The sequence below is a fragment of the Paenibacillus sp. MMS20-IR301 genome, from assembly GCF_032302195.1.
Classification (GTDB): Bacteria; Bacillota; Bacilli; order Paenibacillales; family Paenibacillaceae; genus Paenibacillus_AQ.
On the sequence record NZ_CP135275.1, the window covers coordinates 4,431,938 to 4,453,619 of the forward strand.

Here is a 21,682-nt window from a genome sequence, read left to right on the forward strand (position 1 = left end):
TCTTCTATGGTTTGAGAATTACACGGACGGCTTCCAAACGTCCGGGATCAATGGACCTCAGCGGATCGCCGTCCTCACGGACAGCCGAACCGAAGTGCACCCGGCGCACCGCCGTCCGGGCAAGAAAATCCTTCAGGACCCCTGCGTTCAGCCCGCTGCCGGCCAGGATAGAGAGCGAAGAACCGGCAGCCAGCCGCTCCAGTACAGCGATCCTCGATACCCCTTCAGGCGATGTAGCCACAGGGCTGCCGCCGGAGGTTAAAATATCCGTAATCTGCGGATAACGCTTCAATGTTTCAAGGGCTTCAGGCTGGTCCCGCACTTCGTCAAACGCCCGGTGATACGTGACCTCCATGCCGCCAGCTGCTTCAAGTACCCGGACCAGCAGCTCTTCATCCACGGTCCGGTCACTGCGGAGCATTCCCGTGACAAGCGATAACCCGCCGACCCTGGCGATATGGCGGATATCACGCAGCATCGTTTCCGCATCGGCAGGGTCATACCGGAAGGACCGCGCATGCGGCCGCACCATCACTCTGACGGGAATGCTGACTGCCTCCCTTACAGCCTCAATCAGTCCGAGGCTTGGTGTTAATCCGCCTTCCAGAATTCCGGTAATCAGCTCAATCCGGTCGGCTCCATAACGTTCCGCTGTAACTGCATCACTTACGGTTGTGGCAATAACCTCTAACAGCATGGCTCACTCTACTTCCCTTCCCTGTTCATAATCATCCTGGCTGCTCCGATCATCCCGGCTTCATTCCCAAGCCTGGCCGGAAGCACCTTGACGGGCAACGGCGACACGGCGGGAAGCCTGCTCATCCAGGCCTCCCACCATAAGGCATGGGAATCCGCGACTCCGCCGCCAATAATAATGGCTTCCGGATCCATGATGGACTGGATATTATGCACGGCCAAGCTTAGATCGTACATATATCTCTCCATGGCAGCAACTGCTGCTGCCGGTGCGCTGCCGGCAGCGAATTCGGCGAGCAGCCTGCGGCCGTCCCAGCCCGCAGCCGCCTCTCCGGCCAGGCGGCTAAGCGCTTTGCCCGAGACATAGTGCTCAGTACAGCCCTGTTGCCCGCAGCTGCAGGCAATTCCGCCAGGATAAAGCACCGTATGCCCAAGCTCGCCGGCACCGCCTTGAGTACCCGGAACGGGTTCCCCTTGATGAATTATAGCCCCGCCCACGCCGGTTCCCAGCGTCAGCATTACATAATCCTTCAGCCCGGAGGCGGCACCGAGCCAGCCTTCGCCCAGTGCAGCGGCATTGGCGTCGTTGCCCACTGCCACCGGCAGCGGGAATTCGCTCCCGATCGCCTCCGCCAGCCGCATGCCGGTCCAGCCCGGCAAATTCTCCGTTGCATAGAGAACTGTGCCTTGAGCCGGATCTACCCGGCCTGCAGTGCCTATGCCAATGCCGCTGATCTCATACCTGCCGGGCATCAGCTCTGCAATAATCTTCTTCAAGCCGGCAAGAATTCCTGCTGCACCTTCATGGACCGGGGTGGCGATGCCGCGGCGGGCAACTATCTCTCCCTGTCCGCCGACCACCGCCGCCTTCATGCCCGTTCCGCCGATATCTGCCCCGATATAGTAGCGCTTCATCCTTCAGCCTCTGCCCCTGAGCCGTCCGCCCGCTCCTGCATCGCCCGCACATAGCGGGCGGCGATCCATTGCGGGCGGGTAATCGCCGAACCCACAACGACAAAAGCCGCCCCCAGCCCCAGCGCGGCAGCCGCCTGGCCCGGCTCACAAATCCCGCCTTCGGCAACAACCGGGACCTGCAGCACAGCGGCCAGCCGCTCCAGCAGATCGAGATTGGGCAGCGGAATTCCCTGCGTCTCGGCGGTATATCCGCTCAGCGTAGTCGAGATGTAATCCGCACCCCACTCCGCCGCCTGCATCCCCTCCTCGAAGGTAGCGATATCAGCCATTACAGGGATGCCCGCCGCCTTCACCTCTGCCAGCACAGCCGCAAGGCTCCGCCCGTCCGGCCTCGGGCGGCCAGTGCCGTCGATAGCTACAATGTCAGCTCCCGCCGCATGGACAGCAATGGCATCTTCAAGCGTCGGGGTAATGTACACCTCACTGTTTTCATGCTGTATTTTGACCAGCCCGATCAGCAGCAAACCGGCGGCTTCTTTAATCGCCCGGATATCTGCCAGCCCGCCGGCCCGAATCCCAACCGCTCCCGCTTCCTTGGCGGCCAGCGCCATCGCCACCATATGATGACTCCCGTACAGCGGCTCGTCCTCCAGCGCCTGGCAGGATACGACCAGCCCCTGGTGCAGAATTAGACTCCCGGAGCCTTCTCTCATTACATACTCACCCTTCCGGCTGTATTTATGCAGCTTAACCTAAGGCTCAACGTCCACTACGTCATATCTGCTGCTTACACAATCTGAATGTGTCCGTTACCCAAACTATTTACCTCTGATCATCCATTGAAAACTGTAGCCAGCCTAACTTTCACCACAACACACTCTGCATCCTCACCGGTTCCGCCCCGGCTAGCTTCTTACCCCTTTACCGCCCCGCCTACCAGCCCCTTAATGATGAACCGCTGCACGAACAGATAGAGCAGGATGATCGGCAGCGCCACCAGCGTGGCCCCGGCGAACATTTGCGGCCAGTTGGTGTTGTATTGGCTTTTGAAGGCCATGAGGCCCACAGGCAGCGTGCGCATATCGGGTGAGGACAGATAGATCAGCGGATTGAAGAAATCATTCCACGAGTTGATCGCCACCACGATAATACAGGTCACCGTAATCGGCAGGGTCAGCGGGAAGATGATCTTCACAAAGGTCCGCCAGGGCCCGCAGCCGTCCACCAGCGCAGCCTCCTCAATCTCACTTGGTACCGTCTTGAAAAAATTCACGTAAAGGAAGATCGGCAGCGCGAGCCCGGAAGCTATCTGGATCAGCGACAGCCCGATATGCGTATTGAGCAGATGAATCTCGCGCAGCACCAGGAACGCCGGAATCGTGCCGGAGAACGCCGGAAGAATCAATCCCATCAGGAAGAACGTCGACATCGCTTCCGACTTATAGCGTTTGCCGTGATGCAGCCCGTAAGCAGCCAGCACTGACACACCGATCGCGGCAGCAGTAGTCATGACTAGCACCAGAATGCTGTTTCCGAAATACGGCAGCAGATTGCCGGTACGGAAGGCTTCAGTATAATTGCTCCACTGCGGATCTTTCGGCAGACTAAGCGGATTGATATTGGCCGGTGTCTGCAGCGAGACCGAGACCATGACCGCCATCGGAACAAGAACAATCAGAAGTGCGATAACCAGCACGGTGTAGATAGAGGTTTTCTGTAAAGTCGTAGTCAATTCGCCACCTCCAGTCGGCTGAGCAGCTTGATCTGCACAAAGGTTACAGCCAGAATCATCACGGACAGGATCATCGCCATCGCGGTGCCGTAGCCCATCTGCGAGGTTTTGAAGGCATACTGGTAGATCATAATCCCGAAGGTCTGTGTGGAATTTGCCGGTCCGCCCTGGGTCATGATGAAGACATGCTCGAACATTTTCATACAGCCGATCACGGACAGCACGGTGTTCACAATAATCGAAGGGATCAGCAGCGGCAGGGTGACCTTCCAGAATTTGTTCCACGGCCCTGCACCGTCAATGCTCGAAGCCTCATAGATTTCACCCGAAACGGATTGGAGTCCGGCCAGGTAAATCATCATCGAATACCCTGTGTACTGCCAGACCATCACAAGGGCAATTGCATAAATCGCCAGCTTCGGGTCACCGATCCAGTCCAGCTGAGCCAGGCCATCCAGACCGATTGCGGCAAAAAACTTCGGCAGAAATCCGACCATCGGCGCATACATATAGCTCCACACATAACCGATTACCACGGTGTTCAGAATGACGGGGAAAAAGATAATCGCCCGCATCCATACAATGCCTTTGAGCTTCTGGTCAAGCAGTACGGCCAGCAGGATCGATGCGCTGTGCTGCAGCACGATGACCACCACCGAGAGGACCGCCATATTCTTCAGTGCCGTCAGGAGCAGCGGATCGCGGAAGGCTTCGCGGAAATTCTCAAGCCCCACCCAGTCCGCCTTGAACGAGAATCCGTTCCAGTCAGTGAAGCCGTAGTACAAGCCGCTGAAGATCGGTCCGGCAAAAAACAGCAGGTAAATCAGGAGCGCCGGTGCGATAAACAGCAGGTAATTGCGAAAATTCATGAATTTCATCTTCTGCCTCCGTCCCTTACCCCTATTTCGGGTAAAAAAAAGAAACCTAAGCGAAAGACAGGATTGCCCTTGAATTGAACTTTCGCTTATTCTCTTTTGGTTGTGTGTGTTCTATAAAGATCAAACATTAAGACGCTCCAATTAGATGCTGGCCGTAACTGCGGTGAACATTTGGGCTTCCGGCCGCTGTTGTCTACAGATTTCCTGATTCATAACCGCTGGCCGCGGTAGAAATCCAAACACTAGCATATGCTTGCGAAGCGAGCTTTCCTGCGGAAAGCTTTCAGGCGGACGCTAACGCTCCTACAGCTCCAAATTTCCCCTCCGTTACTTTCATCTTGTTATTGTCGCTTTCTTAGTTCAATCTTTATAGTTTTGTATTGTTATATATCTTTACCTTGTGCTGCTTGCATCTGCTCAAGAAGCTTAGTGGTATCGACATCCTGCTTCAGCAGGATTTGCTGGAAGATCGGGAACATAACCGGCTCGATGGAAGAGGTCATACTCGGGAAAATCTGCGCTTCACTGGCATCGATCAGCGGCTGAAGGGAAGCGGCCAGCGGACTGTAGGTTTCGGATGTGCCGCCTTTTACCGTTACGGCCTGCTTCGTTTCATCCGACCAGATCTTCGCCATTTCCGGATCAGCCACGAATTCCATGAACAGCTTGATCTCTTCCTGATGTTTGCTCCAGGACACGCCTACCAACAGGTTGTCGGACACCAGATTCGTTACGAGCGGCTGGTCGCCGCGGTTCACCGGAATCGGGAAAGCCCCCAGCTCGAACGCGGAGAAGTCTGCATCAAAGTTCTCGCTGTAGCCCCATTCCCCCATAGGCCACATGGCTGCTTTGCCTTCTTTGAACACCTGCGCCACCTGGTCATAGCTAAGGCCTACGGAGTTCTCCAGCAGATACCCTTTATCCGCCAGCTCCTTCATACCGTCGAAATAGCCTGTGAACTCGGGATCAGTCCACTTCTTGGCTCCGCTTGCCAGCTGTGAGAACACATCTGCATTATCATGCTGATACAGGCCAAACTGTGAAGTGGTGATGAACTGGGTGGCCCAGCCGTCCTTGCTCCCGATTACCATCGGTGCAATGCCGCTGGCTTTGATGGTTTCGCTCACCGCCATCAGCTCATCCCAATTCGTAGGAATTGCCAGCCCCAGCTGGTCAAACAGTGTTTTATTATAGAACATCACGATCGGCTGGCTGTTATACGGAACACCGTAGGTTTTACCGTCAACAGTCCCCAGCTTCACGGCTGCTTCGAGATAATTGTCAAGCCAAGGACTGCCGGAGATATCCATCAGGACATTCTCTTTGGAGAATTCGGCGACCTGGTTCGGGAACAGCCATAACATGTCCATGTCGGATTTGGAGACGATCCGGGTACGGATAATTTCCCGGAATTGATCATAGACCTTGTCGTGCTCAATCGTAATGTAAGGATATTTCTCCTGGAATTTATCGACCACCGTCTGGCTGACCGGATTCCATGTTGTCAGCTTCAGTACCACCGGCTCTTTCTCCGCATCCCCTTCTGCAGCTGTACCGCTGGTTGCAGCCGCTCCGGAGCTGCTGTTCGAAGCTGCATTATTGCTGCCGCAGCCTGCAAGAATGACCAACAATCCAAGACATAATACCGATAACCACCAGAACCCGCCTTTTCTTCTCATATGTTAGCCTCCCTGACAAAATGTGTGTTTCTTGGTTATATCGTACCTCCGATACGTCAGGTTAACTACCATTTCAATCTGCTGCTTTATAGCTATTAATTGCTGATCTTCAGCAGGCAACCGGATACGGTGATTACCAGCTAGACGAAAATTGCTCTTTTCACAAATAATTTGCTCTTTGCTCTTTGCTCACTGATTACGGAATTCAAGCGGCGTTAGCCCCGTGTCATCTTTAAACAGCTTGCTGAAATAATGCGGGTTGGCATAACCCAGCTCTTCAGCCACCTCGTACACCTTGCGGTTGCTCTCACGCAGCAGCCTGCGGGCCAGGAGCATCTTTTTGGCGGTCAGATACTCATTGAAATGCTGCCCGGTCTCCTTCAGAAACTGGCGGCTCAGGTGGCTGACGCTGACATGAATCGCCTCCGCTGTCCGGGCGAGCGTCACATCCTCCAGCAGATGATCCTCAATATAAGCTGTCGCCAGCCGGATAATTCCGCTTAGCTTCCCGCCGCTGAGCGCCTCCAAGGCCGCAGTGGTCCTGTAAGCTTCCGGCAGTTCTTCCGCCTTCAGGTGAGCCCCGCTGTAAGCGTAGGCCATCCGAATCCCCAGCATCCGGAACAAACCTTGCTCCAATTGCTCCAGATAAGTCTCCATTGCCCCTGAATCAGCACCGTCTGGCTGCTGCGGCAGCAGCCACACCAGCTCATTATTCGCACGGCTGAGCAGAATTCCGGCCCATTCGCGTGTAATATATTCCTCCAGGAAATACCTGAATGACATGAACCGGGCCAGTGCCGCCTGCGGTTCAGCCGTTTCCTGATCCGCTATACGCAGAATTGCCAGCCGGTAACCCGCCCCGAACAGAGAATCAAGCCCGAAGCGCCGCCAGCGCTCCAGCCAGTCCTCCGCCTGCTCCACCGCTGCAGGCTCAAGCATGGATTGCAGCAAGCCGTCCCTGTCTTTATCACTGTAATCCTGCACCTGCGGCTCTGACTCCTGATGCAGCTGCACCAGCGTATCTGACGCCTTGCGCAGCGCAGCGGCAATCTCCTCGGCAGCCATCGTCGGTTTATGGAGATAATCAACGACCCCGATACGGACGGCTTCTTTGACATAAGGGAAATCCTCGAAGCTGCTGAAGAAAATAATCTGCACATCCGGATAGAGCTCTTTTATTCTGCGCGCCAGCTCCAGGCCGTCCATGCCCGGCATGCGGATATCCGTCATGACAATGTGAATCTCCTCCTGGGCCAGCACCTTCAGCGCTTCATGCCCGTTCGCAGCCTCAGCTTTCCAGTTGACCGTAAGCTCATCCCAATTCAGCATATAGCGCAGGCCCAGCCTCACAATAGTCTCATCTTCCACTACAAGCAGATTCCACATATTTTCATTCCTCCATTCTTGGCGGTAGAGTATCCCCGTCCTCCGGTTGATAAGGCAGATACAGCTCAGCCCTCGTTCCTTGCCCCGGTTCACTTCGCAGCGTAAGGGTATAGGGCGGCCCGAATCTTAAGCGGATACGGTCACGCACATTGGCAACGCCGATTCTTGCCGCCGGTTCCACTCTGCCGCCCGGGGCGGCGGCCCTCTCCGTATCCCCGTTAAGCTGCTTCAGCGCCTCAGCCGGAATGCCATGCCCGTTGTCGGCAAGCGTAATCAGCAAGTCGCTTCCGTCTCCGCTCAGCCTGGCATGAATCTCAATCTGCAGAGGGCCTTCAACCTCGAACGAACCATGAAAAATCGCATTCTCCATCAGCGGCTGCAGAATCATCGGCGGCACCATCGCCAGCTTCGTCCGCTCTTCAATCTGCCACTCTGTCCTGAAGCGGTTCGCATACCTGAGCTCCATCAGCCGCACATAATGATGCAGCAGTTCAAGCTCCGCAGAGAGCGGCACAAGCTCGCTGTCGAGCTTCATATTGGCATGCAGCAGCTTGTTCAGTGACTGCAGCAGCCTGGCTATTCCCTCCGATTGCTGCAGGACAGCCAGCATACGGATGGAATTAATTGTGTTATACAGGAAGTGGGGAGCAATTCTCGCCCGCAGCGCATACAGCTCCGCCTCCCGTTTCTGCCGTTCCTTCTCTTCGATGGATTGAACCAGGGCATCGAGCCGCCGCACCATCGTGACATAGCTGAGATGCAGCTGCCCGATTTCGCCCTGGACCGGCGGGGCAGCCGGGGTAATGAACAGCCCGCGCTCCACGTCACGCATGGACGAGATCAGGCTGCGGATCGGCTTCGACAATCCCCGGGCCAGCAGCAGCGACAGGATCGAAGCCGCACCTGTGAAAATAAGCACCAGCACGATGGTAAAATCGCGGATTACATTGGCATCGCCCAGCAGCTCTTCCCGGTCAATCATCAGATAGCTGGTCCAGCCAAGATATTCACTGTGCGCATAGACACCGGTCGCTGCACGGTTCCCGCCGCCAAGATCAGGCAGATTGATCAGCCCCCGGCTTGCCCCGCTGCGTGCCGACTGCTCCGCCGCTGCACTAAGGAAACGCTGGCTGTCTCCAGCCTGTGTCGAGTAGATCAGCTCCCCTTTCTCGTCGGCCACTATCACATGCATGCCCTCCAGCTGGAAGGAGCGGACGATTTTATCCATGAAATCAGGACGGATATCGACAGCAACAACCCCCGCAGGTGTGAAATCATCATTCAGCAGCACTCTGGAGGCTGTTATCGTTTTAAACGGAGGACTGTTGAACTGCCGCTCCAGCCGCAACCCGGAGATGAACACCCCGCCGCTGCGGTTGAGGGTCTCTTTATACCATTCTTCATCTGACGGGCTGACGGCCTCATTAATCGAGGAGCGGTCACTGACCCGGTAGCCGTAAATATTACCTTTGGTGCTGTAGAATACAAGGCTTTGAATAGTGGAAAAAATCGAGGGGTAGGTCACAAGCAGCTTGGCGAACTGTTGCTGGGTTTCAATCTCGCGGTATCCCCATTGGTCACGGGGCACATAGGGCTGATTCAATATTTGAAAAATCTCCGGTGTGAAATACGGAAATGTGCTGAACCGGTCCACATCCTCCACCTGACGCTGGATGGCCGCATTCAATTGCCCAGCAATCACACCGAGATCCGCGTTCACACGCGACTCCAGCGTACTGACCGATTTGAAATAAGCCATTGTGCCAATCACAATCGAGGGGATAATCCCCAGCATAAAGAAGGCGAGCATCAGCTTGCTCTGGTATGATAAATTGTTCCACCGGCGCTTCAATCAGCCTCTCCCCCTGCTCCCTAAATTTCATTCAGTATAATGGATTCGGCAAGCTGCTGCATGAAAAAAACGGCAGTGAATATTTTACATCCCGCAATAAAAAGTTAATGAAAACAGCGATTCCCTTGATTTGACGGCCTTTATATCTAACATGTATATATCACAAAAGAATTATTGCAAATTTTAATTTGTAAACTTTCCTCACACAAGTATAATGTTAATCATGAGGAAATGAACAGGTACAAAATTTAACGTATTGAATTGGAACGGGGGAATCAGATTGAGCATGGCGACAGAAATTATAATGCTGTCAGAGTTAACCGCGGAAATGATACAGGAGTTAAGCACGCTGCTGATTGAGGTAGTGGCGGATGGGGCATCGATCGGCTTTCTGCCGCCGCTGGCACGGGATGAAGCCGCAGCCTATTGGGAAGGCGTTCCCGGCCCGGACGTCAGGCTCTGGGTAGCGCTGGAAGACGGCGTTGTTACAGGCACGGTGCAGCTCCATCCAGTAATGAAACCCAATGCCCCGCACCGGGCGGAGGTTGCCAAGCTGATGGTCCATCCGGCTCACCGCCGCAAAGGGCTCGCTGCACAGCTGCTTGAGACAGCAGAGCAGGCTGCTGCCGCTGAAGGCCGGACGCTGCTGGTGCTCGACACCCGCGAGGGCGATCCGTCGAATCTGCTCTATCAGTCACGGGGTTATATCCGGGTGGGCCGGATTCCGGACTATGTCATCTCCGCTGACGGAGACAAGTCTGCGACAGTGATTTATTATAAGCAGCAATGATGGTGCTAGGCTTACTGTAACGATGCAATGATGGCAACGGGCTCACATAATACGGCGCTGAAGCTGAAATAAGTGGAAAAATGCTATCTAATTCAGCAAGAATCCTTATATATAAGGAATTAGTTGGAAAAACTACATCTAATTTCGTCCATACGGGCCCATTTCAGGAGAAGCGGCGGAATTAAGTAACATAAATCCATTTAAATTCCTTTCAGCGGCAAATAAACGGATATTAAGTGTCATAAATCCATCTATTTCACTGCTATCTCTTCCGGGCAGCACAAACAGAGCATTCCCCGGCTAAAGGGGAATGCTCTGTTTTGCTTCACCGCCGGCACCGAAGGCAGTTATATATACGGCCTGCTTGTACGCCGCCGGTACGGCTGCCGGCATCTGCCATCTGCGGGCCGCGTTACACGCCGACTTTACCGCGGATCGGCTCCAGCGCCCCGGAATGACCATACACCGGAACGGCACGCTCCACCGGAGCACACCAGTTCACGCCGTTGATAATAACCTGCTGGATTTCCTTGTTGTAGTAAGTAGGATAGGATTCATGGCCGGGCTGGAAGTAGAAAATCTTCCCGCTGCCCCGGCGGTACGTCGAGCCGCTCGGGAATACATTCCCGCCCTCGAACCAGCCGACGAAGATCAGGCTCTCCGGTGCCGGCACATCAAAATGCGCCCCGTACATCTCTTCCTGCTCCAAATCAATATATTCACCGATGCCTGCGGCAATCGGATGGCTTGGCTCCATAACCCAGAGGCGTTCCTTCTCCTCGGCTTCACGCCATTTCAGATCGCAGCTAGTGCCCATGAGCTTGATGAAGATTTTGGACATATGGCCTGAGTGCAGGACCACCAGCCCCATCCCCTGCAGCACACGCTTATGAATGCGGTTCACGACCTCGTCGCTGACTTCGTGATGGGCAATATGCCCCCACCATACCAGTACATCGGTGTTATTCAGTACCTCTTCCGTCAGCCCGTGCTCCGGCTCATCCAGTGTCGCTGTTCCTGTAGCAAGTCCGGCTTCGCTCAGGAAGGAGGCCAGCTGTGCATGTATGCCATTCGGATAGACCTGGCGGATTCTTTCTTCCTGCCGCTCATGGCGGTATTCATTCCATACGGTTACTCTCGTCACTATGGGCACACTCCTGTTTCGAATATAGGTAGGGCTGTCATGCTTACGGAACGCTCTATCATAGGCTGCTCTACTTACCGCCAGTCCATTCTTCAGCTCCGCTCTCAGCCTTCTCTATCATACAAATCTGCCCCCGGGCTTTCTTCCTGCATTCTTGCTGAATTATTCCCGGATATTGTCTTATGATATTTAAGCGGCGAAATGCCCGTCGCTTCCTTGAACACATGGTGAAAAGTCTTCACGCTGCCGAACCCGGCCGCCTCCGCCACTGCCGACATGGGCAAATCCTCGTTCAGCAAAATCCATTTCGCTTTGTTTAACCGGTATTCGGTGAGAAATTGGTTGAAGGTCATACCGGTATTCTTCTTGAACAGCTTGGTAAAATAATACGGGCTGAAGCCCATATAGCCGGCGACCTCGCCAAGCGTAACCGCTTCCTGATAATGCTGCTCCACATAGCTGAAGATGCGCTCCAGCCGCTCCAGTGTCTCCCGGGACTGGGTCGTTGTCTCCTCCGAGAATTTGGGCAGTCTCCGTAGTCTGCTCTTCGGCACTTCCCGCATAATGACGGTCAGCAGCTCATACATTCTCGCCCTGATTATATACGCATAGCCCTCCCGGCGCTGCGTATCCTCCTCATAGATGCTCTCAATCAGCGGCTTCACCCGGGCGGCGGTTGCCTCGGGCCAGCCGGGGCTGGAGAATTCCATCTCCGAGAACAGGTCGCGCAGCGAATAGTCATTGCCGCCCAAGGCGGCAACCTCCTGAAACAGGTTGAGGTCAAATTGGATAACAACCCGTTCACTGTCAGGTGAAGCGAGGAAATAATGTACATCTCCCCCGTTGATAAACTGCATCTCTCCCTGCTCCAGACGGATCGGTACATCATTGATTCCCAGATTTAGCTTTCCTCTGGTCACATAAATAATTTCAATCTCTTTATGCCAGTGCGGATAAGTCAGATCATCCCCGCCGCAGACCAGGCTGCGAAACGGAAAATGCTTATCCACATCCGGTATCTCCAGATATATATTCATCAGCGCGGCTCCTTGTCCGGAAATGTGATCGGCGAACAACCTTTAACTCCATTCTGAAATTCTGGAGAGACATATCAGCCTAGACCAAAGACCAGTATAATTCCCGACTTCAGGTGCGTGTATAAATTGGTTTCCCCCTCTATACTGAAGAAGGAAAAAATTGGAGATGAGTTAACCTGATGCTCCTGCCTAAAGGAATAATAACATTTGTGATTGCAGTTACAGGCCTATGTGTCAGTTTGCCTTTGATGATCCTATGGGTCGGGCTGCCTCTGCTGGCCCTGACCTTAGCCTGCTGCCGGAGTATGATGTCCAGTGAATGGCAGTTTGCCCAAGCCTGGTCCCACGGTAGTAACGGAGGATCGCAGCAAATGACAGATCCATTTCCCGCTTTTCGCTGGGAAGGGCTACGGACACTCGGACTCCAGCTTCGCCAGGAACAGTCGTACCGGGGAATTCTGTACAGCCTGCTGCAGCTGCCAGCCGGAATTCTGGCTTTTACACTTGCCGTCGTGTTCCCGTCTGTAGCCATTGCCGGGCTGCTGTCACCTGCCGTCCAGAAGATCAGCACCGAGGTTTTCTTGTATGATCCGAACATGCTTGATCCCGAATTTTTCTTCTTTCTGGCTAACACATCGTCGGATCAGCGTTCCTGGATTGTATGCGCCTTCGGATTTGTTCTGCTGCTGTTTCTGCCGCTGATCCTTAATGGATTTGGCCGTCAATACTCTGCATGGATCAGGTTGATTTCAGGATCAGGCCGGATTGAACAAACACAACCTGAATTAGTACATAGCCATTAGGCATTTCTCCCGGATAATAAACAACAACAGTACACGTTTGCTTGTATCGTAGCCGCAGCCTTTTTCTTTGTCAATCGCTGGTCCATTTGTAATAGTCGCGATTTTTCAGGGTATATTGGCCAGTCTGTTATTTTTGGTATTTACCCGTTGACAAAAGAGCGTGCGGCTATTATATTTTTGGTAAGCGGTTACGTAAACGTTTAAGTAAAACTGAAACAGTAAAGCTAAGGGAAGTGTTGTTAGCATGAATCCCACGATCAAGGATGTCGCTCTGAAAGCGAATGTATCGATTGCCACAGTATCCCGCGTGCTCAATAATCTAACCGGTTACTCGGATCAGACGCGGCTTAAGGTCAATCGGGCCATTCAGGAGCTTGGCTATCAGCCCAATGCCATAGCACGCGGATTGATTAACAAACGCACCCAGACGATCGGAGTCATGTTCCCGGATGTATCCAGCGCTTTCTCCTACGATCTGCTCCAGGGAATTGACAAGTTCGCCCACGACCACAATTACAGCGTAATGGTCTGCAATACGGACCAGAATGGTATACGGACGCTGAAATACCTGCAGCTGCTGCGTGAGAAACAGGTGGACGGAATCATTTTTTCCAGCGGAGTGCTTAAGAAGGAGTATTATGATGTGCTGGACAGCATGAACATCCCCGTAGTGCTCGTCTCCACCCAAACCGACTTCGCCAATGTGCCGTATGTGAAGGTTGACGATTATCAGGCTGTGTATGATTCAGTGTCTTACCTGATCAGCAAAGGCCACAGCAAGATTGCCATGATCAGCGGAACAGAAGGCGACCCCATTGCCGGAACTCCCAGGGTTGAAGGCTATCTCAAGGCACTGGAAGACCATGGCCTGCCCTTTGAAAGCCGTTATCTGGTATATGGTGACTTTTCGTTTCAGGACGGCTGTACCGGAATGGAGACTTTACTGGAGCAGGCGCCGGAGGTTACAGCAGTCTTCGCTGCCAGTGACGAGGCCGCCATTGGTGCCTTGTCCACGGTTACCCGGCTCGGCATGAACGTTCCCGGAGATTTCTCCATCATGGGCTATGATGATATCCGGATGGCGCAAATGGTCTCACCGCCGCTAACCACGGTACGCCAGCCGCTATTCGACATCGGAAGGATCGCTTCAGAGAAGCTGATTACGATGATTGAAACGGGAGAAGTCGTCCAGAGCGCAATCATTGCTCACTCAATAGTGGAAAGACAAACGGTAAGAAACCTTACCTGAGTCTTTTTATCAATATAACGTAAACGTTTAATGGCCCCTGTCATACGCACATAGATGCCCCTGATTACCTCGTTCCGCCCATTTCCGGCGGAATTAGGGGCACAAGTGCCCCTAATGGTCAAAGCTTAATCTTCATGACGACCTTCCGCACAGCTTCAGGTCCGCCGCCTGCCTCAATCCCGGTCATATGGCCGTCCTGCGGATAGCAGACGACCAGTGTTCCCGGTCCTGCGGTTATTGCAGATTTCAGTTCACCCGTGAAGAAGATGGCATCCTTCTCGGCACTGTACGCATCCCGCACTTTAAGCTCCCCGGTAGTGGTGTATCCGATCCGCTCGGTGCCTTCCAGGATGTAATGCAGGTCCAGATAGATCCGGTGCGCTTCCCAGAAACATTCCCCTGCCGGCTTAGTAGTATATTCGTTAATGATATAGAACATTTCCCCGTTAATCTCATGATGCCCGGCGGCTTGTCCGGTGAAATCGGTATCGCGCAGAAACTGCAGCCCCTTCTGAATCTTGTCTCCGTATGCGGCTTCATTCTCCAGTAAATGTTCCAGTGTATCTACAATCATGCCCGGAATCCTCCTGCCTTCTCTGATATTGTGTTCCTTGCTGCAGCTACAGAAATATTATATGAGCTTCTGGCCCTGGGTCTATGTATTTGTTCACGCACTTCCTGCATATCTATTAATAGCAGAGGCTCACAAAACTTGTAGCGTATGCTTTCTAAGCGAGTTTTGTCCGATGCGGATTCACTGAAGCAATATGCTGCAAAAACTTTTAGGAGGCGGTTCTGTGCTTATGTTCCTGGTGTACATGTTTGCTGTACTCGGCATGGTGCTTTTGCTGTCCGCTGCCGTGCTTCAGTTCAAATTATCGCATCCCCCGGCGTCCGGCCAGCATAAGATTACCCATGCTCTGTCAGCCTTCAATCTGAAATTCCCCCAGCGGTTCGTCACTCCCGACGAGGCTCATCTGATCGCACTGGATGATGATGGACAAACTATGGCGATCGGGCTGCTGCATCCGGGGAAACCGGAGCCGGTAACTGCTACCCTGTACAAGTTCGAGGCCATTCTGGGCGCAGAGATTGTCGAGAACGCGTTAACCCTCAGCAAAGTCAGCAAAACCAGCCGGATTACTACCAGCGCACCGAGAATACGCGGAGGAGCAGCGGGTGACAGCCAGAGCGCCGCGGAGGCTGATTCCGCAGCCGGCAGCGCCGAAGAAATCCGGGAGCTGACGCTGAAGATCTATCTCAGCAGCACAGATACGCCGGTGCTGTCCATCCCCTTCCTGCCCGGGCTCCACCCGGCCCGGAAAGACGATCTGGTATACTCCGCTGCCTTCCTGGAAGCACAGCAGGTACATGAGCGGATCCGCGATATCGTCTCGGCTTGAATCCGTGCTTAGCGGGCAGCCGCTGTGAAGCTCTCCAGTGTCCGGCCTTGCCGCAGCTTGCTGATGATGGTCAGCAGGAAGCTCTCGGCAAGGCTGCCTTTTAGAATCGCCGCCGCAGCTTCATCCAGTGTGAACCAGGCTGCATGATCCAGCTCATCGCTCATTTGGCTGAGATCCTCCGTATCTGCCACACTGATGAAATTGAGCATCAGCGTATTGGAAGGCGCGAAGTACTGGCTGCGCATATATTCATAAGCGATAATCTCAAGCCCTGCTTCCTCCCGTACTTCGCGGACAAGCGCAGCTTCGGCATTCTCCCCTTTATTCACATACCCGGCCAGCAAAATATAATCCTTGCGGTTATACTGCTGGATGAGCAGGATTTTGTCCAAATCCCTGTTCAGCACCGCTGTACTCATCGCCGTACTGAACACCGGGAACCGGAAAGCGGCGCAGGACTCACAGTAAGGCACCTCCCCCTCCCCGTTACATTCCTTAAGCACCAGCCGGCTTCCGCACTCGAGACAAAACTTCATATCTACCGCTTCCTTCTGTAATTAATATAGACTGAGATTAATTTTAAGCGATTACTCCGGAACGTACCAGCAAAGTAAATAAATCCGCTCGGCAAGCCGCTCAAGATTTCTGTCAGCTGAATGTTAAATTTTCAAGAATCAGCGCTCTTCTTATTCAGACGCACAGGGTTTCTAGCCGCAATGTGGAATACACTAGAAGGGGCTTGTCCTGCACGGGCACCCCCACATCAATGAGACGGAGGGAATTACAGTACATGAACATCATTAATTTCGCGCATCGCGGCGCATCCGCAGTCGCCCCGGAGAATACAATGGCGGCATTCCGCAAAGGCCTGGAGCTCGGCGCAACCGGCATCGAAACCGATGTACAGATGACGAGTGACGGAGGACTTGTGCTGATCCATGATGAAGAACTCAGCCGCACCACTACAGGCAGCGGATATGTGAAGGATAAGACACTGCGTGAAGTACTCGAAGTTGACGCTGGCTCCTGGTTCAGCCCGGAGTTCACGGGAGAACGGATTCCAACGCTGGAAGAGCTGCTGGATTTGGTTCAGGGCCGCGGGACTGTGCTTAATATCGAGCTGAAGAACGGTACATTCTTCTATCCCGGCATGGAGGAGAAAGTAATTGCAGCCGTACGGGAGCAGAATCTGAGTGAACAGGTTGTCCTCTCCAGCTTCAACCATTACTCGCTGGCTTACTGCAAATCGCTGGCACCGGAGATCCGCACGGGTATTCTTTACGGAGAAGGCCTGTACCGCCCTTGGGATTATGCCGCTACGCTGCAGGCGGATGCGCTGCATGCCCACCATCAAGCCGTGCTGCCTGAGTTCGTCACGGATGCGGCGCAGAATGGGATTGTGTATCATCCGTGGACAGTCAATGATCCTGAGCGGATGACTTATCTGATTGAGGCCGGAGTAGCCGGCATTATTACCGATTACCCGGATGTACTGGCCGGACTGCTGGCTGCACGGGGAGTGTGATGGTGTGAAAAAGATCTGGCTGCTCGGCTTCGGCTTTTTCAGCATCAGCATTACGTGGAGTCTTTACAACGCGTTTGTTCCTTTTTTTCTGGAAAAGTATGTGCACAGTGTAGCCCTGATCAGTTTCATGATGACCATCGATAACTATTTCGCCCTGTTCCTCCAGCCGTGGATCGGCAACCGCAGTGACCGGACGTCCACCCGCTACGGGCGGCGGATGCCCTATCTGCTGGCCGGCATGCCGCTGGCTGCCATCCTGACGATGCTGATTCCTTACCATAGCGGCCTGTTCACCCTGCTGCTGTTCATGATGCTGATGAACCTGGCCATGAGTTTGTACCGCTCGCCGACAGTTGCGCTGATGCCGGATATTACACCGGATGCCCAGCGCACCAAAGCGAACGGGCTGATTAACTTCATGGGCGGAGCCGGCTCCATCCTGGCCTTCGGCGTCGGCTCCATCCTCTATAATACCAGCCCGGCACTGCCGTTTATTGCCGCCGGTGTAATTACGCTGCTCTGCCTGCTTATCGTCTCCCGGTTCATCAAGGAAAGCCGTGACGGCGTCAACCAGCCGGCGGCTGCGGCAGAGGGCAGTATTCTTCCGCTTGGCAAGCCGGCCAGAATATCGGTAAAACGGCAGCTCGACCGGACAACGGTCTGGCTGCTTGCGGCCATCTTCTTCTGGTTCGTAGCGTATCAAGGGGTAGAAACGCTGTTCACACTGTATGGCAAACATCATCTGGGGCTGAGCGAACAAGCCGCGTCCTTCTCGCTGACCTTCTTTTCCCTGGCTTTTGTAATCTTCGCAATCCCAAGCGGCTGGCTGGGCAGCCGGTTCGGGAAGAAGACGATGATTATCACCGGGGTCTGCGGTCTGATGGCTGTCTTCGCTCTGGTCGGCTTCGCGGATAATCTGTTGGTGCTGCGCGGCCTTCTGCTGCTGGGAGGGATGTTCTGGGCCTGCATCAACATCAATTCCTATCCCTACGTAGTAGCTACAGGAAATGAAGAGAGCATCGGCACACGCACCGGAATGTATTATCTGGTCTCTTCACTGGCAGCGATTACCTCTCCGCCGCTGCTGGGGCTGATGATTGACTTGACGGACTACTCCATTCTGTTCTACGCCGCTGCAGCCAGCATGGCCTGTGCCCTGTTCTGTCTGCTCCGGATGAAAGCTGTGCCCCGGAACCCGGGGGTATAAATACAAAAATTCACCTTCAAAGCGAGGGAATTACCCGGATGATGACTCAGCAGCTTTGCGGAGACCCCGTCAATCAAAAGCGCAGGCATAACTCATGCCTGCGCTTTCTTTGTATTCGGCCTCCGCATACTGCCGGACAGCCGCCCTGCCTTCAGCTGCGGGCCGGTTTACTGGGCCCTCGTGCTGCCAACCAGCTTCACAGGGGGCGGAGCACTTTCCTGCTTATACAATGCATAACGTCCGCTTCCCAGCTGCTTCGCGTTGTACATAGCGGAATCGGCTTCCTTGAGCAGCCGCTTGCGGTCAATCCGCCCTTGGCTTGTGGTGATGCCGACACTTGCCGAGACAAATAATTCGTGAGCCTCCAGCTTATAGGTGCGGGTTATATTCTCCAGAACCTTAAGCGCCAGCTGCTCGGCATCCTTGCGGCCGCAGCGTTTGGCGATCACAACGAATTCATCCCCGCCCACCCGGAAAATATGCCGTTTGCCTTTGCGGGAGAACTGCTGCAGAGTGCCGCCAACCGCCTCCAGCAGCAAATCTCCTGCATGATGGCCCAGCGTATCGTTGATTGATTTGAACCGGTTCAAATCGAGGTACAGGACTGCAAGCTGCTCGCTTGACTTGCAGTGGTCCCAGAAGTGATCCATTCCGTTCTTGTTCAGCAAGCCCGTTAATGTATCACGGTAGGCCAGCTCCTTGAGCTGCTCGCGTTCTGTGAGCAGCTGCCGTACCCGCAGGAACAGGTAGAGTATTCCGGCGAGTGACAGCGCGTAAAGCGCCAGCGTGATGAACAGGCCGCCGTTATCCGGGGCAAATCCGGATAGCGACAGCTTGCCCAGAATATGCATTCCGCCGATTCCGGCGCTGAAGATCAGAATAACAAGGCTTGAGATAACCGCCCGGGTTCTTTGATGTTGTTTGGAGTAATTACGGGTCAGCCGCAATATGCTGTACACCGTTAAGATTCCGATTCCAAAAATGAATATAGCCAGCATATAATTTCGGGCTTCTTCCATAGTTCATCCGCCGTCCTTTTGCTCATCTTATAATCGATCATCACTAGTAAGTCTATTATATAAGACCAATCTGAACAGTTCATGAACAGCTATGGCAGGATTGCCGTTCCTGATTCCGGTCTTATTATAAGTTACTAACTTTATTATCGGCAGAAGCGGCATGATTTGAGATGGAATGTTCTGGGACAGGTGGGAATGGCTTCCCGCAGCTGCTATTCTGAGATGAATCCGCCCGCTCCATCAGCCTATTTCCGGCACAATCAAGGTATTTCCCCTCTTTCCCCCTCAACCAAAAATTTCAGCATAACTAAAAAGTGCCCCGGTTGCCGTCATGCGGCTACCGGGGCACCTTGACAGAAGTAAACGTTATTCCTGCAAATGCTCGGCCGCATTATACAATTCACAGGTCCATCCGCCATGCTCCTTGAGGATACAGGTAACAGAGGTATTCTTCAGCATTATGCTGACATCAAGCGCCGGGATCAGGCCCATAAGTGTACTGCGCAGAATTGCACCATGGCTGACCACAAGCACATTGCTGCCGGGATGGCGGCCAGCCAGCTCCTCGATGGCCTTGACACCCCGCTCCTGCGCCAGCTCCCGGCTCTCCAGCTGCATATCCATCGTCTTCCATCCGCTGCCGAAACGCGCAATCCGTTCGTCCTCTGTAGTCCCTTCTATTAAACCGCCGTTCATTTCCCGTATGCCCGGAATCAGCCCGGCCAGCGTCAGGCCCAGCCTTGCTGCAATGACCTCTGCCGTCTGTCTGGCCCGCAGCATATCACTTGAATAGATATAATCCCACGTTTCTTTACTAAGGCGCTCCGCAAGCACGGCTGCCTGCCGGAGCCCCTCTTCATCCAGCGGATTATCCGTGTGGCCCTGTACCCGGCCTTCCTTGTTCCAGAGTGTGCTGCCATGCCGGATCAAGCCTATCCTTGTTCTCATCGCTACCCGCCTTTGTCAAATTCATATGTGGTTCTATTATAAACTAACCTCATCTAGGACGCATGCCCCATTGACGGTCAGCAATGCCCATTATTATGATAGTACTTCAAGTGCTTCCACATCTTACTAAGGAGATTCTCTGACTATGAAAAAAATTCCCGCCCTCTTCACCGCTTTCTGCCTGCTCTTCGCCCTGCTCCCATCACTCCATGCCGGTGCTGCAGCAGCACCACCCAAGCTTGCCGTCTATGTGGACAAGGAGAATCATTCCTTCATTCCGCTCCGGTTTCTGAACGGTTTCGCCGGTATCCAGGCTGTTATAACGGCAGCCGGGGGTCCGATCGAGGTTACCCGTGACGGCTCTTCTGTTACATTCACTCCAGGCAAGGCCGGAGCATCTGTCAACGGCCAGCCTGTCAGTTCGGGCGAACCGCCCCTGAGCGAGAATGGCATGACTTATCTTCCGCTGTCCCTGATCAGCCAGACGCTCGGCATTCAGCTCCAGTGGAACAAAGATGGCGGCTCTCTTACGCTCACAAGCGGCGGGGAAACAGCTACCTTACCCGTACAGAACGGCACCTTGATTAAGAGTACAGCGCCAGCTGTTGTCAGCGGGAGTCATACCTATAAGGTTGGCGGACGCTCCTTCAGCGTACAGACAGTTACCGTATCCCTGCTTCACCCTTCAGTGAAGCTGGACGCCGTCCTGGCCGGTAATACCGTCGGCAAGACAGAGGCACTCGCCAGCATTGCGAAGCGCAGCAACGCGAAGGCTGCAATTAACGGCACCTTCTTCGATGCTTATACCAAAGGCAGCTATTACGCTCCTTACGGCTACATAATCAGCGGCGGTAAGATGCTGAAGAACAGCCCCGGGGACAAGCGGACTGTATTTGCCTTTGACAGCAATTCTTTGGCTGAACTGATTCCGGGAAGCGACTTCAAGGCACGCTTCGATGCAGGTACTGTTCAGGGGGCGATTCAGGCCGGCCCGCGGCTGCTGGTGAATGGCAAGGTCTCCCTGAATGTGGCGGCTGAAGGCTTCAGGGATCCCAAAATCCTGACCGGCGGCGGCTCCCGCAGCGCACTGGGCCTGACCCGCGATCATAAGCTGATCCTGCTGACCTCCGGCGGGGCGACCATTCCCCAGCTGGCGGAAATTATGAAGCAGGCCGGGGCCTACCAGGCTATGAATCTGGATGGCGGCGCTTCAAGCGGCCTGTATTATAACGGCAAGTATCTGACCACACCAGGCCGCCTGATCAGCAATGCGTTGGTGGTCCAGACCCAATAAAACCACCCGGCTGCTCTGAAGCCGCCTGAAGGCATTTCTCCCGTCCGTCCGGATGGGGAAATGCCTTTTTGTGATATGCCCATCCTGTTCACAGCTCAGGCAGAATAAGGAATCCTTACACGGGG

21 protein-coding genes are annotated in these 21,682 nt (G+C 54.0%); 7 read left to right on the forward strand and 14 right to left on the reverse strand.

Translation table 11 applies throughout. The features are described from left to right. Nucleotides 1-4 precede the first annotated feature (4 nt). From LOS79_RS19085 to LOS79_RS19120, 8 genes are all read right to left on the reverse strand, one after another. A complete protein-coding gene (locus LOS79_RS19085; RefSeq protein WP_315411634.1) occupies nt 5-697 on the reverse strand; it encodes a copper homeostasis protein CutC in 693 nt (230 codons plus the stop codon). A gap of 8 nt (nt 698-705) precedes the next feature. Then, a complete protein-coding gene (locus LOS79_RS19090; protein WP_315411635.1) occupies nt 706-1,611 on the reverse strand; it encodes an ROK family protein in 906 nt (301 codons plus the stop codon). Further along, complete coding sequence (locus tag LOS79_RS19095) at nt 1,608-2,324, reverse strand: N-acetylmannosamine-6-phosphate 2-epimerase (protein WP_315411636.1); 717 nt, start codon at nt 2,322-2,324, stop codon at nt 1,608-1,610. The genes LOS79_RS19090 and LOS79_RS19095 overlap by 4 nt, the downstream gene beginning before the upstream one ends. Before the next feature lie 200 nt (nt 2,325-2,524). Next, on the reverse strand, nt 2,525-3,343 hold the full coding sequence (locus LOS79_RS19100) for a carbohydrate ABC transporter permease (RefSeq protein WP_315411637.1): 819 nt from the start codon (nt 3,341-3,343) through the stop codon (nt 2,525-2,527). Further along, the gene (locus tag LOS79_RS19105) at nt 3,340-4,212 is read right to left on the reverse strand and encodes a carbohydrate ABC transporter permease (protein ID WP_315411638.1); all 873 of its coding nucleotides are present in this window, start codon (nt 4,210-4,212) and stop codon (nt 3,340-3,342) included. Before LOS79_RS19105 ends, LOS79_RS19100 begins: the two co-directional genes overlap by 4 nt. 392 nt (nt 4,213-4,604) lie before the next feature. Further along, the gene (locus LOS79_RS19110; protein ID WP_315411639.1) at nt 4,605-5,900 is read right to left on the reverse strand and encodes an ABC transporter substrate-binding protein; all 1,296 of its coding nucleotides are present in this window, start codon (nt 5,898-5,900) and stop codon (nt 4,605-4,607) included. Between the two features lie 189 nt (nt 5,901-6,089). Further along, complete coding sequence (locus LOS79_RS19115; RefSeq protein WP_315411640.1) at nt 6,090-7,286, reverse strand: response regulator; 1,197 nt, start codon at nt 7,284-7,286, stop codon at nt 6,090-6,092. 4 nt (nt 7,287-7,290) lie between these two features. Next, complete coding sequence (locus tag LOS79_RS19120) at nt 7,291-9,138, reverse strand: cache domain-containing sensor histidine kinase (protein ID WP_315411641.1); 1,848 nt, start codon at nt 9,136-9,138, stop codon at nt 7,291-7,293. A gap of 304 nt (nt 9,139-9,442) precedes the next feature. On the opposite strand from LOS79_RS19120, the gene LOS79_RS19125 reads away from it, so the two are divergent. Next, the gene (locus LOS79_RS19125; protein ID WP_315411642.1) at nt 9,443-9,928 is read left to right on the forward strand and encodes a GNAT family N-acetyltransferase; all 486 of its coding nucleotides are present in this window, start codon (nt 9,443-9,445) and stop codon (nt 9,926-9,928) included. Nucleotides 9,929-10,340: 412 nt separating this feature from the next. Here LOS79_RS19125 and LOS79_RS19130 read toward each other — a convergent pair whose 3' ends face one another. Beyond that, nucleotides 10,341-11,072, reverse strand: coding sequence for a ThuA domain-containing protein (locus LOS79_RS19130; RefSeq protein WP_315411643.1), 732 nt, complete (start codon nt 11,070-11,072; stop codon nt 10,341-10,343). Nucleotides 11,073-11,176: 104 nt separating this feature from the next. Next, the gene (locus tag LOS79_RS19135) at nt 11,177-12,109 is read right to left on the reverse strand and encodes an AraC family transcriptional regulator (protein ID WP_315411644.1); all 933 of its coding nucleotides are present in this window, start codon (nt 12,107-12,109) and stop codon (nt 11,177-11,179) included. A 179-nt stretch (nt 12,110-12,288) separates the two neighbouring features. Between LOS79_RS19135 and LOS79_RS19140 the strand changes: the two genes are divergently transcribed. Beyond that, nucleotides 12,289-12,912, forward strand: a complete 624-nt coding sequence (locus LOS79_RS19140) for a sensor domain-containing protein (RefSeq protein ID WP_315411645.1) — start codon at nt 12,289-12,291, stop codon at nt 12,910-12,912. 244 nt (nt 12,913-13,156) lie between these two features. Continuing rightward, nucleotides 13,157-14,161 carry a LacI family DNA-binding transcriptional regulator gene (locus tag LOS79_RS19145; protein ID WP_315411646.1) on the forward strand — a complete coding sequence of 335 codons (1,005 nt, stop codon included), beginning with the start codon at nt 13,157-13,159 and terminating at the stop codon, nt 14,159-14,161. Nucleotides 14,162-14,279: 118 nt separating this feature from the next. Here the strand turns inward: LOS79_RS19145 and LOS79_RS19150 are convergent, their stop codons facing one another. Then, complete coding sequence (locus LOS79_RS19150; protein ID WP_315411647.1) at nt 14,280-14,735, reverse strand: NanQ anomerase/TabA/YiaL family protein; 456 nt, start codon at nt 14,733-14,735, stop codon at nt 14,280-14,282. A gap of 223 nt (nt 14,736-14,958) precedes the next feature. On the opposite strand from LOS79_RS19150, the gene LOS79_RS19155 reads away from it, so the two are divergent. Then, on the forward strand, nt 14,959-15,564 hold the full coding sequence (locus LOS79_RS19155) for a hypothetical protein (RefSeq protein ID WP_315411648.1): 606 nt from the start codon (nt 14,959-14,961) through the stop codon (nt 15,562-15,564). Nucleotides 15,565-15,572: 8 nt separating this feature from the next. Here LOS79_RS19155 and LOS79_RS19160 read toward each other — a convergent pair whose 3' ends face one another. After that, complete coding sequence (locus LOS79_RS19160) at nt 15,573-16,100, reverse strand: NAD(+) diphosphatase (protein ID WP_315411649.1); 528 nt, start codon at nt 16,098-16,100, stop codon at nt 15,573-15,575. Nucleotides 16,101-16,354: 254 nt separating this feature from the next. Between LOS79_RS19160 and LOS79_RS19165 the strand changes: the two genes are divergently transcribed. After that, entirely contained in the window at nt 16,355-17,089 is a 735-nt protein-coding gene (locus LOS79_RS19165; RefSeq protein WP_315411650.1) for a glycerophosphodiester phosphodiesterase, read from the forward strand. Nucleotides 17,090-17,093: 4 nt separating this feature from the next. Then, nucleotides 17,094-18,296: an SLC45 family MFS transporter gene (locus LOS79_RS19170; protein ID WP_315411651.1), complete on the forward strand. Its 1,203-nt coding sequence runs from the start codon at nt 17,094-17,096 to the stop codon at nt 18,294-18,296. A gap of 167 nt (nt 18,297-18,463) precedes the next feature. Here LOS79_RS19170 and LOS79_RS19175 read toward each other — a convergent pair whose 3' ends face one another. Both LOS79_RS19175 and LOS79_RS19180 read right to left on the reverse strand, forming a co-directional pair. Further along, nucleotides 18,464-19,315, reverse strand: a complete 852-nt coding sequence (locus LOS79_RS19175) for a GGDEF domain-containing protein (RefSeq protein WP_315411652.1) — start codon at nt 19,313-19,315, stop codon at nt 18,464-18,466. 366 nt (nt 19,316-19,681) lie between these two features. Then, nucleotides 19,682-20,263: a histidine phosphatase family protein gene (locus tag LOS79_RS19180; protein WP_315411653.1), complete on the reverse strand. Its 582-nt coding sequence runs from the start codon at nt 20,261-20,263 to the stop codon at nt 19,682-19,684. Between the two features lie 145 nt (nt 20,264-20,408). On the opposite strand from LOS79_RS19180, the gene LOS79_RS19185 reads away from it, so the two are divergent. After that, on the forward strand, nt 20,409-21,557 hold the full coding sequence (locus LOS79_RS19185; protein WP_315411654.1) for a phosphodiester glycosidase family protein: 1,149 nt from the start codon (nt 20,409-20,411) through the stop codon (nt 21,555-21,557). Nucleotides 21,558-21,682 lie beyond the last annotated feature (125 nt).

Coding starts and splice junctions, on each gene's coding strand:
- LOS79_RS19145 (WP_315411646.1), top strand. CDS start 13,157: ATGAATCCCACGATCAAGGATGTCGCTCTGAAAGCGAATGTATCGATT.
- LOS79_RS19175 (WP_315411652.1), bottom strand. CDS start 19,315: ATGGAAGAAGCCCGAAATTATATGCTGGCTATATTCATTTTTGGAATC.
- LOS79_RS19125 (WP_315411642.1), top strand. CDS start 9,443: ATGCTGTCAGAGTTAACCGCGGAAATGATACAGGAGTTAAGCACGCTG.
- LOS79_RS19085 (WP_315411634.1), bottom strand. CDS start 697: ATGCTGTTAGAGGTTATTGCCACAACCGTAAGTGATGCAGTTACAGCG.
- LOS79_RS19090 (WP_315411635.1), bottom strand. CDS start 1,611: ATGAAGCGCTACTATATCGGGGCAGATATCGGCGGAACGGGCATGAAG.
- LOS79_RS19160 (WP_315411649.1), bottom strand. CDS start 16,100: ATGAAGTTTTGTCTCGAGTGCGGAAGCCGGCTGGTGCTTAAGGAATGT.
- LOS79_RS19115 (WP_315411640.1), bottom strand. CDS start 7,286: ATGTGGAATCTGCTTGTAGTGGAAGATGAGACTATTGTGAGGCTGGGC.
- LOS79_RS19180 (WP_315411653.1), bottom strand. CDS start 20,263: ATGAGAACAAGGATAGGCTTGATCCGGCATGGCAGCACACTCTGGAAC.
- LOS79_RS19140 (WP_315411645.1), top strand. CDS start 12,289: ATGCTCCTGCCTAAAGGAATAATAACATTTGTGATTGCAGTTACAGGC.
- LOS79_RS19110 (WP_315411639.1), bottom strand. CDS start 5,900: ATGAGAAGAAAAGGCGGGTTCTGGTGGTTATCGGTATTATGTCTTGGA.
- LOS79_RS19165 (WP_315411650.1), top strand. CDS start 16,355: ATGAACATCATTAATTTCGCGCATCGCGGCGCATCCGCAGTCGCCCCG.
- LOS79_RS19150 (WP_315411647.1), bottom strand. CDS start 14,735: ATGATTGTAGATACACTGGAACATTTACTGGAGAATGAAGCCGCATAC.
- LOS79_RS19095 (WP_315411636.1), bottom strand. CDS start 2,324: ATGAGAGAAGGCTCCGGGAGTCTAATTCTGCACCAGGGGCTGGTCGTA.
- LOS79_RS19185 (WP_315411654.1), top strand. CDS start 20,409: ATGAAAAAAATTCCCGCCCTCTTCACCGCTTTCTGCCTGCTCTTCGCC.
- LOS79_RS19105 (WP_315411638.1), bottom strand. CDS start 4,212: ATGAATTTTCGCAATTACCTGCTGTTTATCGCACCGGCGCTCCTGATT.
- LOS79_RS19135 (WP_315411644.1), bottom strand. CDS start 12,109: ATGAATATATATCTGGAGATACCGGATGTGGATAAGCATTTTCCGTTT.